Genomic DNA, 14,997 nt, shown 5'->3' on the forward strand with positions numbered 1-14,997 from the left:
AGACGGACAATTGTCCGTCATTATTTACTGAATTCACTAATTAATTTTTTTACAAAAACAGGTAGAGAAAAAGATGCAACATGTACTTCTTCATCGTAGTATTTAAGTTCTTTATTAAACTCTTTAACTTTTTCAGGGTCAAAATCTTTTATTGGATCCAAATTTTTTGAGGCAAACGTCCATGTCCACGTACCCGGCATATATTGAGGTACATAACCCATATACAATCGTGCTATATTGAAGGTATTGCTGATTCTCCTATACGCTCTTACCATCCATTCTTTCTTTAAAAAAGGCTCCTCGGTTTGTGCGGAAAAAACTCCGTTTTCATTCAAGGCTTCAAAACAATTTTGATAAAACTTTTCAGTGAAAAGTAGTCCTCCTTCACCTTCGGTGGGATCTGTGGAATCAATCAATATAACGTCGAATTCATCTTTAAATTGAGAAACGAATTTACTCCCATCTTCATAAACCAATTCCACCTTTGGATTTTTTAACTCATAAGAAATGTTAGGTAAATACTTTAAAGCAGCTTCTACAACCTTTTTATCCAATTCACAAAGAACAACTTTCTCTACTGAATCATGTTTCAATACTTCTCTGACAGTTCCTCCATCCCCTCCACCGATTATCAAAACCTTCTTGGGATTAGGATGTATGAACAAAGGAACGTGTGAGATCATTTCATGATAAACAAATTCATCTGAATCTCTCGTCATAATGACTCCATCTAACGAGAATAGTTTTCCAAACGCGGGGGTTTCGTATATATCTATTCTTTGATATTCTGTTTGCTCGGTATAAATATGATTAGTTGTTTCTGTAAAGACTCCCACATTATGTGCTTTATCATACTCGGTAAAAATAGTATGTGGAAAGGTATAATTATTTTCAGCCATCAACTCACCTCAACTTTATGTGCGGAATTTTCAGGAATTCCAATAGTAGAAAAGACTCCTCGCTTAAATTCTTGACTCTCCTGTCTTTTTGAATTTAAAGCATCTTTCAAATAGTAAAAAGCTTTCCATGGATCGACAGAATCTCCACAAGTATATATATCTAAAGAAGCATAATTATATTCAGGCCAAGTGTGTATTGCCAAATGAGATTCAGAAACAATTATTGCTCCACTTACCCCATGTGGTAAGAATCTATGAAATGTAGAAGTAACTATTGTTGCCCCCGATTCAATGGCTGCTTTTTTCATTAAATATTCTATTTGTTGAACATCGTTTAGTATCTCTTCATCGCAATCGTATAATTCTGATATTAAATGTCTTCCTAGGGATTTTGCCATCTCTCAATCCTCCTTTAAAATATTTCTATCCATATTAGAGTTGCTGTTTTTGAAGTACTTTTATTTTTTATGAAATGTTTCTTATTGGCTGAATAAAAAAAAGTTTCCTCTTTACGTACTAGATAAACTTCTTTGTTGAGGTATAACTCTATTTCCCCCTCAATCACATATCCTAACTCTACACCTTCGTGGGGTTTTTCGATATCAGTTGAACAACCTGGTTGCAAAACTACCAAAGAAGGTTCTATATTTTTTGGTTCCGACGTTGTTAAAAGAAGTTCTTCTTTAACTCCTTTTGGTGTATCATATATAGGTATTCGATCTTCTTTTGTGAAAACAATCTTTTCCTTATTTTCAAGATTTGAAAAAAAATCTTTCAAATCTGTTCCTAAGGCTCTTAGTATCATTTCCAAATTTTCAACAGTTGGGGAAGCTAAATCCCTTTCAACTTGGGAAATAAAACCTCTTGTTAAATCAGATCTAGTTGCGAGTTCCTCTTGGGTCATGTTTCTCATTATTCTAAGACTTTTTATCTTTTCACCTATTTGCATTCAAGGTTCCTCCAATAAACTTTCAAAAATGCACAGTTAATTAAACAAGTCGGTTAATATTATAAATTTTTATTTTATATTTGTCAATTACGAGAATTTACATTTATGTTTCCACAACATCAATAATGAGTTGTTTGTGTTATACTAATTATTAGTTAGCTGATTAGGAATATTCTAAATAAAATGTGTATGCTGCAGAAGGGAAAGGCAAACCCTTATTATCCTTATGGGTGGGCATCGGAGCGAAACCTTACCTTCTTTTTCCTTATGGGCGGGCATCGGAGCGAAACCTTACCTTCTTTTTCCTTATGGGTGGGCTGCGGGGCGAAGGGGCGCTAACACAGTTTTTAGAGTTTCTAAAGAGAGCATAATATACTTTTAAGGAGGACTTTTATATAATGCGATCGTATTTGAGGCCTTATCTTGGTATCGATTTGGGAACAGCAAACACCTTAGTTTATATGAAAGGTAAAGGGATAATTCTAAATGAACCTTCTGTTATTGCTATCAATAAAGAAACGTCAGAGTTGCTTAAAGTAGGAAAAGAAGCTAAGAAAATGATTGGAAAAACACCTGCTAATATAATCGCCGTTAGACCACTAAAAGAGGGTGTAATAGCAGATTATAATGTTGCTATGACTATGCTTAAGTACTTTATAAACACAGCAATGAATGGTTTTAGCTTTTTTAAACCATCTGTAGTTGTGGGTATACCTACAGATGCAACTCAAGTAGAAAGAAATGCTTTAAGAGAAGCTGCTTTGGATGCCGGTTCTAGTAAAGCTTTTTTAATTGAAGAAGCTATGGCAACGGCTATTGGCGCTGGTTTAGATGTGGAAGAACCATCCGGTAATATGATTGTGGATATAGGTGGAGGTACCACAGAAATAGCTGTAATTTCATTAGGAAATATTGTATTATCCAAATCTATAAGGGTAGCGGGAGATCTGATCGATCAAGAAATTATCAATCACATAAAATCAAAATACAATATGGTAATAGGAGAAAAAACCGCTGAGAGGATAAAAATTGAAATTGGTAATGTTTTTGATAGCCCTCAGTACAATGATTTAAGCATGGAAGTGATAGGCTTAGACGTTCTATCTGGACTTCCAAAGAGTGTTACGATCACAGGCTCAGAGATAAGAAACGCGATGCGAGTTCCGGTTTCCAAGATAGTTGAAAATATTAAATTGGCCATTGAAGAAACCCCACCCGAACTGTTGTATGATATTGTTAATAGAGGTATATTTTTAGCTGGTGGAGGAGCGATGATTAAAGGTATAAAGGAGTTGCTAGAAAAAGAAACGTTGATAAGAGTTGTAATAGCGGATGATCCAATAACTTGTGTGGCTAGAGGGGCTGGAATGGTTATTGACAAGATTAATCTTATAAAAAGTATATCTCAAAAAGCTTAATATGAGATATTTTGGGATATTATTTTTAGTAATTTTGATCTTTATTTCAATATTATTTAATACTTTTGAGAACTTAGGTGGTATTTTAGATCCGCTAACATACCCGTTTGATATGGTTTTTTCACTGTTTCATTCCAAAATTTCAGAAAGGAATGTAAGCGCTGAAAAAATTTCTAGTATCTTAGATGAACTCAAAAAACAGCCTCTTTATATAATTGAAAGTAAAAGCAGTGAAAATATAGATTTAACGATCCCTCGAGGCGTAATTTTGAGCGAAACAAATCGTTCTTTTAACGTTTTAACGAACAATGGAAGTAATTTAGAAAAAGGTTATTTAGCTGTTTCTACAGATGGAAATCTTTTGGGTTTTGTTGAAAATACATTCTCAGATAGAGTAGTGGTGAGAAAATTAGGTTGGGGGAACCAACAATTTTTTGGAAAAATAGGGGTTGTAGATGTTTTAATAAAAGAAGATAAAGGCAATTTATTGGTCGAAATACCTGATAATTATAATGTTGTAATGAAAGAACATCTAAACATAGATCTTCCGGCTTATGTAAAGAGTGTAGAAAAAGAAGGTATATTTTTATCAGGTGAAATTGTTTCTAAATATGGAGACCTTTATCTTTTCAACCCTCTGGTGATTGATGATTTTTTAGTGTACTTTTTTCCTTACTAAACAGAAGAAGTGAGAATATATGATGTATTTGATTTATTTTTTATTAGCTCTAATTACCGCTTCATTTGATAGGTGGCTTGGAGAAATTATTTTTTTTGTCTTTCCTATAATTGTCTTATATGTGTCAAATCTTGAAAAAGATGACCATAGACTTCTTTTTTTCGTTTTTATATATACTATTTTTTATTTCAATTCAAGGTTTGAATTGGGATTCCTCGCGATAATATTTTTCGCTATATTCCTTCTCATCAACTTTTTCTTACATCAGTTGGAAATGACTTTAATTAAAGCATTGATATACGCAGGCGTTTTGTCATTGTATATGAGTGTCATTACTTCTTCTCTTTATCCTTTTTTCTTGGACATGATAATCATCTTTGTATTATATTTTATGAACATGAGGCTGGTTTTGGATGAAAGAAAAAAGAGTTAAAATATTGTTTTCTTTATTTTTTCTGGGTATTATATTACTTTTTGCTAGATCATTTCAATTACAGATTTTAAAATGGGATAAATATTCAATGGAAGTTCAAGAGTTATCAACAAGAATTGTAAAAGATTCTCCTAAAAGAGGAAATATATACGATAGAAATGGGAATTTGTTGGCATGGAACCAAAGGATATATAATTTAACGAATTTAGGAGGAACGTTGAGTGAAGAAACAGAAGCTGAATTGTACCAAGTTCTAAAAGATGTAGTGGATAATCCGTATACTATAATAGATAAATTAAATTTTCAAAAAAGAGTGAATTTAGAAATAAATTCGGTAACAGCCCAAAAGATAGCCAGTATTGACAAAAATCTACAAGTTGAAGAAAGGTATATAAGAAAGTATGCCCACGAATCTTTATACCATGTCTTAGGTTATGTTGACAATGAAGGTACTCCAAGGTCAGGATTGGAATTGGTGTTTGATAAAAAATTACAGGGTCAGCCCGGGTACAAAATGATCAATATTGCAACAAATGAATCCGTTTCACCTACTATAGCCAACGCACATTCTATTAATGGAAACAATATTTATTTGACATTAGATTTAGATTTACAGATAAAGGCATACAATTATTTAAAAGAAAACAACTACAATGGTTCGGTGATAATCTCCGAGCCAAAAACCGGAGAAATATTAGTCTTAGTTAGTTATCCTTCCGTAGATCCTAATTTGTTTGCTCAAGGAATGAGTAATTTAGAGTTTCAAAGAATTTTGAATGATAATAATATGCCTTTGTTAAATAGAGCTACATCTGCATTGTACCCACCCGGGTCTATTATAAAACCTTTTGTTGCATATGCTGCCCTTGAAGGGGGTATATCTCCACAAGCAACCATAAATTCGACTGGAAGATACGATTTAAAAAACTCTCAAGGTAACATTATCGCATCTTATTACGATTGGTACACTTTAGGTCATGGTGAAACCGATTTGGTGAAATCCTTGAGAGCCTCGGTTAACTCTTATTATTATTGGCTTGGAGAAAATTTGGGGATAGATTATTTAAAAAGTGTTGTCGATAGATTTGATATTACTTCTAAAACGGGTATAGAAATACCAAATGAAAAAGTTGGGATTTTTCCAGATCCATCTTGGAAATATGAGAAATTTGATACCATATGGTATCCGGGAGAAACATTATTAACGTATATAGGTCAAGGTTACGTCACGATGACTCCACTTCAAATTCTAAGAATATATAATATTCTAGCTACAGAAGGAGAATATTATCAATTCAGCTTATTTAAAAGAGAAGAAGATGTTTTTGGAAATATTATAAATAAAAATGTGCCTTTACTTAGAGACTCATACGAAATGAACACAGAATATCTGAAATACATTTACAAGGGTATGATAGAAGTAACTTCATTCAGTGGACCACCTGGTGAAGAAGGTACTGCTTATCAGTCTTTTAGCGATTTCCCCATAACGGTAGCCGGAAAGACAGGTACCGCAGAAGTAGGAGGTGGAAAGCCTGCTCATTCATGGTTCGCTGGTTTTTTACCAGCAAATAACGCACAGTACTCGATTGTGGTCATTATAGAAAATGGAGGGATGGGATCCACTGGTGCAGCACCTATTGCTAGAGAGATACTAGATGATCTAGTTGAAAAATATCATATTCAATAAAAAGGAGATGAATTTCATGAAGAAAATGTATGTATTTTTTATGCTCATCGTTTTTTTAAGTATAACGGTTCTTTCTGAGAATTATACCTTTATCTTTAAAGATGTTCAACTGTTCTATACAGTTTCTAACGAAACCTCATTCCTTGTTCCTGAGGGTTTTGACGTGCTTTGGATCAGTGGAGTGGATTCTTGGGAACTCAAAAAGGTGTATCAACATTTCCCTTTTAAGATCACTTCATTGGAAGATTACACTCAAAAATCTATCGAAGCTATAGATGAGGACATTTACAAGATTGTTGGAACAAATGAAATTCTATTTTTCAATCCTCAATTAAATCGTTGGTGCGTTACCGATGAAAAGAATAAAGATAAGATTCAACCCCCTACTCAAATTTTATTGAAAAACCCTAAGAACGCCGTAATTGCTTTAAAGGGAGAGGGTTCATGGGAAATTATCTATGAAATGAAAAATGACGGAACTTTCAGCAAAAACGTTCAAATCAACGGTGTTCCTGTTGGGCAAACCAATCTATACTTAGTCAACGAATATCTTAACTTGTCTCCTCGTGATTACTTAGAGAGTACAAAGTTATTGAGTAACACACGTATGGCAAGTGAAGATGATTTTGAAATAGTTGCACAAGAAGCAATTCTAAGTCAAACTTATACAATGAATCTCGGAAGAGTCAATTTTCAAAATAGTTTAATGAACGTTAGGATATCCCAAAACGATATATTGTCATATGAAGACAGAAACGTAATTAATTTTTCTTTGTACACCAATATAACAAATTATACAAAAACCGAGATAATCAGACACGTAGAAAACACGAAATACAATGGTTTAGGAATAGAGTTACCTTCGGGAAAGGTTTGGATCCATGAGGAATTCGATAGTGAAAGTTTTCCAATAAAGTTAGCGTACATTAATGATACTCCCGTTGGAGACACGTTCAAGATAAACTTAGGTGAGAGTTGGGATGTACAATATAAAATAGAAAAATTGTCTGATGTTGAAGTTAAATCGGCAAATTCCCGAATAGTAAACCTTTTGATCAGTGTGAAAAACTTCAGTAAAGACAAACAAATCGTTAACTTGAGTATGTCTACACCCAATATCGAAATAGATGAAATGCAAATAGAAGGAAATTATCAAAATTTAAAAAACAACTCGGAAAAAGGTAAAATTGATATTGTTTTCGATATAATAGATGAAGTAAGAATAAGAATGACGATTAAGACTATCCTTAGAGAATAAAGTTTTTAATAATTTCAAAAAAATAGTCGATATTATCAATGAGATAAAGATTTGATTTTACAGTTAAATCAGATGCACCAAAACCTTCAATAAACTGAAATTTCTGGGCAAATTCTTTGGAGATATCTTCTTCAAGGCGTTTATCTGAAGGTAGTATAGCGATAAATATTATTTTGTTTGCTTTGTTTTCTAAAATACCGTCTATATGCCAATGTTTTTGGTATAATTTCTCTTTGAAAGTCATATGTCTACCCACTCTTTGGTAGAGGTTTTTCATAGCAGAACCTATATAGGCATACAAACCTTTATTGATCTTTATCTCTTTGTGATGTAAGTTTACTATACAATCTTTTTTTATCTCAATCAGTAAAATGTAAGATCCTTTATTCGTCTCTATCCCTCCAAGAGAAAGGTGATTTTATGATTGATTCCATCAAACCAGAGAATTTTAACCCATACTTGGGCTACAAATTAGACCCAGGTGAACCAGGGTTGTCTAATAGTTCTCCTGCATCTTTGAGTATACTTAGGGTGGCGGCCCATGAGTTGGGAAATATAAATCAATTTAAATCTCAGGCTCTGAAAAAAGGTGGAATTGTTATATATACAGACATCGACCTTAATCTTAAAAGAAGAGGGGGTTTTTTGGCCGCCGTTGGAGGAAAATCTAAAGCTGTTATTCTGTATAGAAAAGAAATAAGCAAAAGTACTCCACAAGATTCCGCTTATGAACTGCAAAATACAGAGAAAAAAGTCAACGAAACGGAAGATATAAAGCAAAGGATCGAAAAAGAAATTCAAAAAATAATGAATGAATTAAGAGCCGAAACAGACCCTGAAAAAATAAAAAAGTTACTCAACACCCTTCACTCTTTAGAAATTTATAAAAGTAACAGCTCTTCTTTAGATTTGGAGTTTATTTTAGGATTAACTTTGGATCTAACGGTTTGATTCTAAAACTTCTTCTCTTTTATTACTTTTCTCCCAAATCTCTTGGGGTTGGTCTTTTTCTATAAAATTAATCACCCAACGCCCCACGATTCTTTTGAATATATAACTTGATTTATGTCCTGCCAATAAACTTTTCACTTTTTTATTTGGTAATAAATGTTGAAGGTCATTTGTGGCTTTATGTGGCATGATCTTATCGAAAAGAGCTTTTATAAAAAGGACAGGTTGATTAACGAACTTAGCATAACTCAGAGAGTCGTAATGATAACAAGTGATAGGTGTTTTTTGGAATATATCATCTATAGAATTGATATTATTTTTTACAAAGTTTGCCGCATCACTTCTAAATTTTTTACAAAACTCCTCGGAATCACAACCAAAAGAATTTTTTTCTTTTGCGTATCTTTCCCTGACTTTTTCCGTATATGGTGAGTAAAAGTTTATCCATCTCCAATTCCCACCTGTGATCATCAAGATTCCTTTTTTAATCCTCTTATCGAGAGCTAAAGCCATTGTACCAATGATTCCTCCAAAAGATACCCCCATTAAGTACAAGTGATTTTCGGAAAAATCATCGAAGGTTTCAAGTAAATCTATTGTCCTTCGAACGTCTTTTACAGAATTGTGAAAAAGTATGGTGCATTCCTTTGGCTCGGGTGAATAATAAGGGTCACCATCTTCTATATCATTTGGTTTTCTACTTAGATGGTAAGGAAGGATCACAACACTTGTTCTGTAGCCAAATTTCTTAAAATACCTCCCGTACCATTCAAGGTATGGAACGTTGTTGGGTCCAATACCGTGCAGAAAGACTATATCTCCTTTAACTTTTTGTTCTGGTTTAAACATATGAATGACCTGAGTTTCGTTCTCTTTGTAGATAGGGTCAGTATATACCGTGTCGAAAGTATAAACAGAATAATCGTTTTCATCTCTTACTTTGTAATTTATTGGGGTTTTAGGATAATTAAAAATATAGTCCGTTGTTCATCACCTCGTGTTTTAAACGTGAAATTGATATTTATATATCTCTATTTTACAAAATTATATTTACTTCTTCTTAAAAGAAATATTATAAAATTCTGTTATTATAATAAAAAATACCTATATAGGGTATAGGAGGTGGAAGAACAACATGCAACATGTAAAGATAAAGGTTTATACAACTCCAAGTTGTCCTTGGTGCAGAAAAGCCAAATCGTATTTTAGAGGTTTAGGAATAAAATTTAAAGAAGTTGATGTTTCAAAAGATGCAAAAGCGGCAGAAGAATTAGTGCGAAGAACTCATCAAATGGGGACACCGGTAATTCAAATTGGAAATCATTATATAATCGGTTTTGATAAAAACAAAATAGATAGTATGCTTGGAATAAACTAAAACAATAATTTCAACAATAATCAAAAAGTAACTTTTTGTTATTCTTTGTGTTATTTGAATATGTTATCTTATAACAAAGTTAATTATTTAAAGCGGAGGCGCAACCGAGAAGAGTAGCTTCTTCTGTTTGTAGAGGGTATTTTAGAAGAAGCGAAAGGCGAGGTTGCCGAAGAAGTAAGAAGAAAGCCCTCATCTTCTGACTTCTGGGTATGTGGGGAACACCTACATAACTGTCACGTGAAGAACGTGGAGAGCCGCTGAAAATGAGAAAAAATATTTTCTTATTATTAAGACCTCTCCACTGTGAGAGGTCTTCGATTTTTTTGGAGGTGCTTTTTTTGAAAGTTGGAGTTGTAGGAGCTACCGGTGAGGTAGGAAGAACATTTTTAAAGTTATTTGAAGAATACAAACTAATAAACGAAATTTCCGAATTGCGTTTGTTTGCATCGGAAAGGTCTCAAGGGCAAGAGATCGAGGTCGGTTTTAAAAGATACACCGTGGAAAAGCTGCAAAAAGAGAATATGAAAGAGAAGTTTGATTACCTTTTTTTCTCGGCTGGTGCCTCGGTGTCAAAAAGATTCGCTCCCATAGCACAAAAATCTGGAAATGTTGTTATAGACAATTCTTCACAATTTAGGATGGACGAAACGATTCCACTTGTTGTTCCTGAAATTAATGCAGAGTTGTTGAAAAATTATAAAGGAATAATTGCAAACCCCAACTGTTCAACTATTCAAATGGTTTTGGCCCTTAACGGCATCCATCGTGAGCTAGGTTTAAAAGAGATAGTTGTCTCTACATATCAGGCAGTATCTGGCGCTGGAAACAAGGGTATAATCGAACTTTTAAACCAAGAAAAAGGGATAAACGAAGTGAAACATTTTCCAAGGGTTATAAAGAACAACGTTATACCATTGATAGGAGAAAAAAAAGAGAATGGGTCTACTTTTGAAGAAGAAAAGATGATAAACGAAACTAGAAAAATTTTTTCTGATAAAGAGATGAAAATATTTCCAACTACCGTTAGAGTGCCTGTGCTCTACGGACATTCTGAATCGATTTTCTTCAGAACAAAGTTGGATTTTTCTGTTGATGAGATAATAAAATTGGTTGAATCAACTCCAAACGTCGAGTACAACGAGGATAAAATCACGCCCATAGAAGTTGCGGGAAGTGATATTACATTTGTCTCTAGAATAAGAAAAGTCGAAGAAAAAACTTTTTTAATGTGGGTTGTAGCGGATAATATAAGAGTTGGGGCTGCTACCAATGCGATTAGAATATTGCAAAAACACAGGGAATTGAATTGAGGTGCAGGGATTGAGAAAAGAACTTCCCTTTTCAGTGACAGAGATAAATAACCTCTTAAAGAACGTACAAACACCTTTTTATCTCTACGATGAAAAAGGTATAAAAAATAGAATAAAAACATTAAAAGATGCCTTTTCTTGGGTTGATTTCAAAGAGTTTTTTGCTGTGAAGGCAACCCCTAATTCCCATATATTAAAGATCACAAAAGAAGAAGGTTGTGGAGTAGATTGTAGCTCAATGGCTGAACTGGTGGCTGCAGAAAAAAGCGGATTCGTGAATAGTGAGATCCTCTTTACATCCAATGATACCCCATTGCAAGAGTATGAAAAGGCTTTATCTTTAAACGCCATTTTGAATCTTGACGATGTAAGTCACATTGATTTATTAAAAGAAAAGCATACGTTGCCTGATTTAATATCCATCAGATACAATCCAGGCGGGGATTTTGGGAACGAGATAATAGGGAATTTAAAGGAATCAAAATTTGGAGTGCCAAAAAAGGATCTTATAAACGGATTCGCCAGACTCAAAGATTATGGGGTTAAAAGATTCGGATTGCATGCGATGTTGATCTCAAACGAATTGAACCCTCAAAATATCATAAAAGTCGCCCAATTTCTTTTTGAAACCGCTGTGGAAGTGCATAAAAAATTAGGGATAGATTTTGATTTCATAAATCTCGGCGGCGGTTTTGGTATACCTTATAAACCGGAAGAAAAGGAACTTGATATATACTACATATCACGTCAAATAAAAAAAATGTATGAGGATATTTTACTGGAAAATGGACTAAAACCTCCAAAGATATATATGGAGCATGGGAGATACATCACGGGTCCTAATGGTTACCTCATTACAAAAGTCTTGCATATAAAAGATTCTTACAAAAAATACGCTGGAATTGACGCTAACTCTGCAAATTTACTGAGACCCGCTATGTACAAGGCTTATCATCATGTAACGGTTTTAAATAAAAACTCTGATGAAAAAACAGAGTTGTACGATGTAGTGGGATCGTTATGCGAAAATAACGACAAACTCGCAACAGATCGATTATTACCAAAATTGGAACGAGGAGACGTCTTAGTTTTTCATGATGTCGGTGCACATGGATACTCCATGGGATATAACTATAACGGAAAATTAAGATCCGCTGAGTATTTGCTCACCAAAGATAAAGAATTCAAAATGATAAGAAGGGCCGAAACGTTGGATGATTACTTTGCAACTTTCGATTTCTAATTCTATTGTAAGACAGGCTGCATTTCCTTATGGGGTGGGGAGCAGATTTTAAGAATTGCAGGTCCCTTCCATAATGGTAGACAAGCTGGGTTAAAGGGACGCAGATCCCTTCCTTAAAACGGGTGGAGAGCGGGGAATAGGCGCTAAAAAAATCTAAGTGCAACTTACTTAACAAACTGAGAAAAATCGCATCTCAAAAGTAAGATTTTGGTCTTAAAAGGGTCACAAGGCGAAGCCCCCCACCAGGGTCTAAGGGACCGCAGGTCCCTTCCCTAAAACGGGTGGGAAGCGGGGTGAAAGGGCGCTATAAACAGAGATATAAAACTTTAAAGGAGGAATCCCAAATGTTTACTGGTGTTGGAACAGCTATTATCACACCTTTCGACAAAGAAATGAACGTCGATTATAATTCACTAAGATCTTTTGTTAAATATCAGCTTGATAACGGTGTTGACAGTTTAATAGTTTTAGGAACTACTGGAGAAGCACCTGCTATTGAAGAGGAAGAAAGAGAAAAAATAGTCAACACCGTAGTAGAAATTGTCAATAAAAAAGTTCCCGTTATTGTTGGAACGGGGACAAACAACGTGAATCACGTTTTGAAAAACAATAAACTGGCGGAAAGTGCTGGTGCAGATGGTTTATTAATCGTCACCCCTTACTACAATAAGAGCACACAAAAAGGATTGGTAGAGTATTTTAAATACATCTCTGAAAGAACAACTTTACCCATAATAATGTACAACGTTCCTTCGAGAACTGGCATGAATATAAATCCAGAAACAGCCGTTTCTATCCACGAAAACTGTAAAAATGTAATAGGGGTGAAAGAGGCGAGCAGTAATATATCACAAATAGTAGAATTATTTTCAATAAAGCCAGATTCTCTAAAGGTATTTTCCGGAAACGATGATCAAGTGCTTCCTATAATGAGCTTAGGAGGAGATGGACTTATCTCGGTTACGTCTAATGTTGCCCCAAAACCTTTCGTTGAATTGACTCATAGCATTCTTAACAACGATTTAGAAAAGGCAAGAAAATTAAACAATCAATTCATGAAACTCAACAAACTTTTATTCAAAGAGGTCAACCCCATTCCTGTCAAATACGCCGTTTCTTTGTTAGGTTTATGCGAAAATGTCGTGAGATTACCGTTGGTGAAAGCAAGTCAAGAAACAGAGAAACTTCTAAAAGAAGAGATGGAAAGGTTGAATTTACTATGAAGATAGGCATAGTCGGATACAAAGGACGAATGGGAAAAGAAATAAAAGACCTCTTTGAGGAAAAGAATCATGAATTTGTCTGGGGATACGATAAAGATGGTGAGTATTTTCAAGAACCCCCCCAAATTATTATCGATTTTTCACTTCCCGAAGTTTTTGAAAAAACTGAAGATTACGTGAAAAAATTTAAAGTTCCATTGATCATTGGAACAACAGGGCTTCGAGATGAGCAGATTGAAGCTTTAAAGGCTTTAGCTAAAGATGTACCTGTAGTTCAAAGCTACAACTTTTCGATCGGCATACAATTGTTTCTAAAGATGGTGGACTTTTTGAAAGATAAAATCGACGGGTGGGATATTGAGATAGTTGAAACACATCATAGATTTAAAAAAGATAAGCCTTCTGGAACAGCCAAGATGATAAAAGAAAGCTTGGATAAAGATGTACCTATAAGCTCATTAAGATTGGGAAATGTAGCAGGGGATCATGTATTGTACATGGCGAACTTGGGCGAAGTTCTCAGTATTTCTCATAGGGCTTTATCAAGAAGAGCTTTCGCGGAAGGGGTCCTTAAGTCCGCAGAGTTTGTAACCAATAAAAAGAATGGGTATTTTACCTTTACAGATGTAATTTAAGCGGGTTAAGGCCTTTCCTTATGGGGGGGAGCGGGGTGAAAGGGCGCTAACAAAATCTAAGCACAGCTTTACAAAAAACCTACAAAAAATTGCTTTAAAAGGGTCACAGGGCGGAGCCCTCCCCCACTAGGGTCTAAGGGACCGCAGGTCCCTTCCTTAAAATGGGTGGGGAGCGGGGCGAAAGGGCGCTAAAACAATTAATAGGAGGTCATCATGAACACCGAAGAAATAATAAATTTAATAGCAAACTCAAAGAAAAAGAATCCTTTAAAGGTATACCTTAAAGGTAACCTCAAAGAAATAGATTTTTCCAATGTAGAATTTTACGGTAACAATGAATTCGGAATCTTGTTTTGCGAAGAAGAAGATTTCAAAACAATTTATGAGAATAATAAAGATTCTATAATTAATTACAGGATAGAAAGAGATCGAAAGAATTCAGCTATACCTTTGGCAGATTTGTCTAAATACAACGCGAGAATAGAACCAGGTGCTATAATAAGGGATTTTGTAGAGATAGGCGACGGTTGTGTTATTATGATGGGTGCCGTTATCAATATAGGAGCTTGTATTAAAGAAAACACCATGATAGATATGAACGTTGTTATAGGAGGAAGGGCTCAAATAGGTAAAAATTGCCATATTGGTGCAGGAGCAGTTATAGCAGGAGTAATAGAACCACCGAGTGCTCAACCAGTGGTGATTGAGGATAATGTTCTCATTGGAGCTAACGCAGTGGTATTAGAAGGGGTCAAAGTAGGTCAGGGATCAATAATCGGTGCAGGTTCTGTTGTAATTTCTGATGTCGAACCTTACTCTGTGATAGCCGGAGTTCCTGCGAAATTCATTAAGAAGGTTGACGATAAAACAAAAGCCAAAACGCAACTTGTAGAAGGACTTAGAAATTTGAAATAATTTATTTATATAAATT

17 protein-coding genes and 1 riboswitch are annotated in these 14,997 nt (G+C 34.5%); of the genes, 12 read left to right on the forward strand and 5 right to left on the reverse strand.

From position 1 onward, the window contains the following. Positions 1 to 20: 20 nt before the first annotated feature. From speE to X928_RS09760, 3 genes are read right to left on the reverse strand one after another with little or no spacing between them, the layout of a single operon-like run. Entirely contained in the window at positions 21 to 899 is an 879-nt protein-coding gene (speE, locus tag X928_RS09750) for a polyamine aminopropyltransferase (protein WP_103079573.1), read from the reverse strand. Further along, entirely contained in the window at positions 899 to 1,297 is a 399-nt protein-coding gene (gene speD, locus X928_RS09755; RefSeq protein WP_103079574.1) for an adenosylmethionine decarboxylase, read from the reverse strand. Before speD ends, speE begins: the two co-directional genes overlap by 1 nt. 14 nt (positions 1,298 to 1,311) lie before the next feature. Then, positions 1,312 to 1,848 (reverse strand): helix-turn-helix domain-containing protein, encoded by a 537-nt coding sequence (locus tag X928_RS09760; protein WP_103076103.1) that lies wholly within the window; start codon positions 1,846 to 1,848, stop codon positions 1,312 to 1,314. Positions 1,849 to 2,246: 398 nt separating this feature from the next. Here X928_RS09760 and mreB point away from each other — a divergent pair, with 398 nt between their 5' ends. The 5 genes from mreB (at position 2,247) to X928_RS09785 (ending at position 7,326) form a co-directional block, all read left to right on the forward strand. Beyond that, positions 2,247 to 3,266, forward strand: a complete 1,020-nt coding sequence (gene mreB / locus X928_RS09765) for a rod shape-determining protein (RefSeq protein WP_103079575.1) — start codon at positions 2,247 to 2,249, stop codon at positions 3,264 to 3,266. A 268-nt stretch (positions 3,267 to 3,534) separates the two neighbouring features. Further along, a complete protein-coding gene (locus X928_RS10020; RefSeq protein ID WP_146026664.1) occupies positions 3,535 to 3,945 on the forward strand; it encodes a hypothetical protein in 411 nt (136 codons plus the stop codon). 19 nt (positions 3,946 to 3,964) lie between these two features. After that, a complete protein-coding gene (locus X928_RS09775) occupies positions 3,965 to 4,378 on the forward strand; it encodes a hypothetical protein (protein ID WP_103079577.1) in 414 nt (137 codons plus the stop codon). After that, the gene (locus tag X928_RS09780; RefSeq protein ID WP_103079578.1) at positions 4,359 to 6,068 is read left to right on the forward strand and encodes a penicillin-binding transpeptidase domain-containing protein; all 1,710 of its coding nucleotides are present in this window, start codon (positions 4,359 to 4,361) and stop codon (positions 6,066 to 6,068) included. The genes X928_RS09775 and X928_RS09780 overlap by 20 nt, the downstream gene beginning before the upstream one ends. 16 nt (positions 6,069 to 6,084) lie before the next feature. After that, on the forward strand, positions 6,085 to 7,326 hold the full coding sequence (locus X928_RS09785; protein ID WP_103079579.1) for a hypothetical protein: 1,242 nt from the start codon (positions 6,085 to 6,087) through the stop codon (positions 7,324 to 7,326). On the opposite strand, the gene X928_RS09790 is transcribed toward X928_RS09785, so the two are convergent. Further along, on the reverse strand, positions 7,316 to 7,723 hold the full coding sequence (locus X928_RS09790; protein ID WP_342749752.1) for a GIY-YIG nuclease family protein: 408 nt from the start codon (positions 7,721 to 7,723) through the stop codon (positions 7,316 to 7,318). The two genes, X928_RS09785 and X928_RS09790, sit on opposite strands and share 11 nt — an antisense overlap. Before the next feature lie 23 nt (positions 7,724 to 7,746). Between X928_RS09790 and X928_RS09795 the strand changes: the two genes are divergently transcribed. Then, positions 7,747 to 8,277 (forward strand): hypothetical protein, encoded by a 531-nt coding sequence (locus X928_RS09795; RefSeq protein ID WP_103079581.1) that lies wholly within the window; start codon positions 7,747 to 7,749, stop codon positions 8,275 to 8,277. Here X928_RS09795 and X928_RS09800 read toward each other — a convergent pair. Next, complete coding sequence (locus X928_RS09800; protein WP_103079582.1) at positions 8,266 to 9,126, reverse strand: alpha/beta fold hydrolase; 861 nt, start codon at positions 9,124 to 9,126, stop codon at positions 8,266 to 8,268. The two genes, X928_RS09795 and X928_RS09800, sit on opposite strands and share 12 nt — an antisense overlap. A gap of 286 nt (positions 9,127 to 9,412) precedes the next feature. Here X928_RS09800 and X928_RS09805 point away from each other — a divergent pair, with 286 nt between their 5' ends. The 6 genes from X928_RS09805 to dapD all read left to right on the forward strand — a co-directional run bounded on the left by X928_RS09805 (position 9,413) and on the right by dapD (position 14,981). Then, positions 9,413 to 9,655 carry a glutaredoxin family protein gene (locus tag X928_RS09805; protein WP_103079583.1) on the forward strand — a complete coding sequence of 81 codons (243 nt, stop codon included), beginning with the start codon at positions 9,413 to 9,415 and terminating at the stop codon, positions 9,653 to 9,655. Positions 9,656 to 9,740: 85 nt separating this feature from the next. Beyond that, positions 9,741 to 9,920: riboswitch (Lysine riboswitch) on the forward strand. A 73-nt stretch (positions 9,921 to 9,993) separates the two neighbouring features. Continuing rightward, entirely contained in the window at positions 9,994 to 10,965 is a 972-nt protein-coding gene (locus X928_RS09810; RefSeq protein WP_103079584.1) for an aspartate-semialdehyde dehydrogenase, read from the forward strand. Position 10,966: 1 nt separating this feature from the next. Continuing rightward, a complete protein-coding gene (gene lysA, locus X928_RS09815; protein WP_103079585.1) occupies positions 10,967 to 12,208 on the forward strand; it encodes a diaminopimelate decarboxylase in 1,242 nt (413 codons plus the stop codon). A gap of 344 nt (positions 12,209 to 12,552) precedes the next feature. Further along, positions 12,553 to 13,431 carry a 4-hydroxy-tetrahydrodipicolinate synthase gene (gene dapA, locus X928_RS09820; protein ID WP_103079586.1) on the forward strand — a complete coding sequence of 293 codons (879 nt, stop codon included), beginning with the start codon at positions 12,553 to 12,555 and terminating at the stop codon, positions 13,429 to 13,431. After that, complete coding sequence (locus X928_RS09825; protein WP_103079587.1) at positions 13,428 to 14,066, forward strand: 4-hydroxy-tetrahydrodipicolinate reductase; 639 nt, start codon at positions 13,428 to 13,430, stop codon at positions 14,064 to 14,066. The genes dapA and X928_RS09825 overlap by 4 nt, the downstream gene beginning before the upstream one ends. Positions 14,067 to 14,279: 213 nt before the next feature. Then, the gene (gene dapD / locus X928_RS09830) at positions 14,280 to 14,981 is read left to right on the forward strand and encodes a 2,3,4,5-tetrahydropyridine-2,6-dicarboxylate N-acetyltransferase (protein ID WP_103079588.1); all 702 of its coding nucleotides are present in this window, start codon (positions 14,280 to 14,282) and stop codon (positions 14,979 to 14,981) included. Positions 14,982 to 14,997: the final 16 nt, after the last annotated feature.

It is taken from the genome of Petrotoga miotherma DSM 10691 (assembly GCF_002895605.1).
GTDB lineage: Bacteria > Thermotogota > Thermotogae > Petrotogales > Petrotogaceae > Petrotoga > Petrotoga miotherma.

Excerpts from the sequence above, each read along its gene's own strand:
- speD (WP_103079574.1), bottom strand. The coding sequence starts at position 1,297 with ATGGCAAAATCCCTAGGAAGACATTTAATATCAGAATTATACGATTGC.
- dapA (WP_103079586.1), top strand. The coding sequence starts at position 12,553 with ATGTTTACTGGTGTTGGAACAGCTATTATCACACCTTTCGACAAAGAA.
- X928_RS09775 (WP_103079577.1), top strand. The coding sequence starts at position 3,965 with ATGATGTATTTGATTTATTTTTTATTAGCTCTAATTACCGCTTCATTT.
- X928_RS09825 (WP_103079587.1), top strand. The coding sequence starts at position 13,428 with ATGAAGATAGGCATAGTCGGATACAAAGGACGAATGGGAAAAGAAATA.
- X928_RS09785 (WP_103079579.1), top strand. The coding sequence starts at position 6,085 with ATGAAGAAAATGTATGTATTTTTTATGCTCATCGTTTTTTTAAGTATA.
- X928_RS09800 (WP_103079582.1), bottom strand. The coding sequence starts at position 9,126 with ATGTTTAAACCAGAACAAAAAGTTAAAGGAGATATAGTCTTTCTGCAC.
- speE (WP_103079573.1), bottom strand. The coding sequence starts at position 899 with ATGGCTGAAAATAATTATACCTTTCCACATACTATTTTTACCGAGTAT.
- dapD (WP_103079588.1), top strand. The coding sequence starts at position 14,280 with ATGAACACCGAAGAAATAATAAATTTAATAGCAAACTCAAAGAAAAAG.
- X928_RS09805 (WP_103079583.1), top strand. The coding sequence starts at position 9,413 with ATGCAACATGTAAAGATAAAGGTTTATACAACTCCAAGTTGTCCTTGG.
- X928_RS09760 (WP_103076103.1), bottom strand. The coding sequence starts at position 1,848 with ATGCAAATAGGTGAAAAGATAAAAAGTCTTAGAATAATGAGAAACATG.
- X928_RS09780 (WP_103079578.1), top strand. The coding sequence starts at position 4,359 with ATGAAAGAAAAAAGAGTTAAAATATTGTTTTCTTTATTTTTTCTGGGT.
- mreB (WP_103079575.1), top strand. The coding sequence starts at position 2,247 with ATGCGATCGTATTTGAGGCCTTATCTTGGTATCGATTTGGGAACAGCA.
- X928_RS09795 (WP_103079581.1), top strand. The coding sequence starts at position 7,747 with ATGATTGATTCCATCAAACCAGAGAATTTTAACCCATACTTGGGCTAC.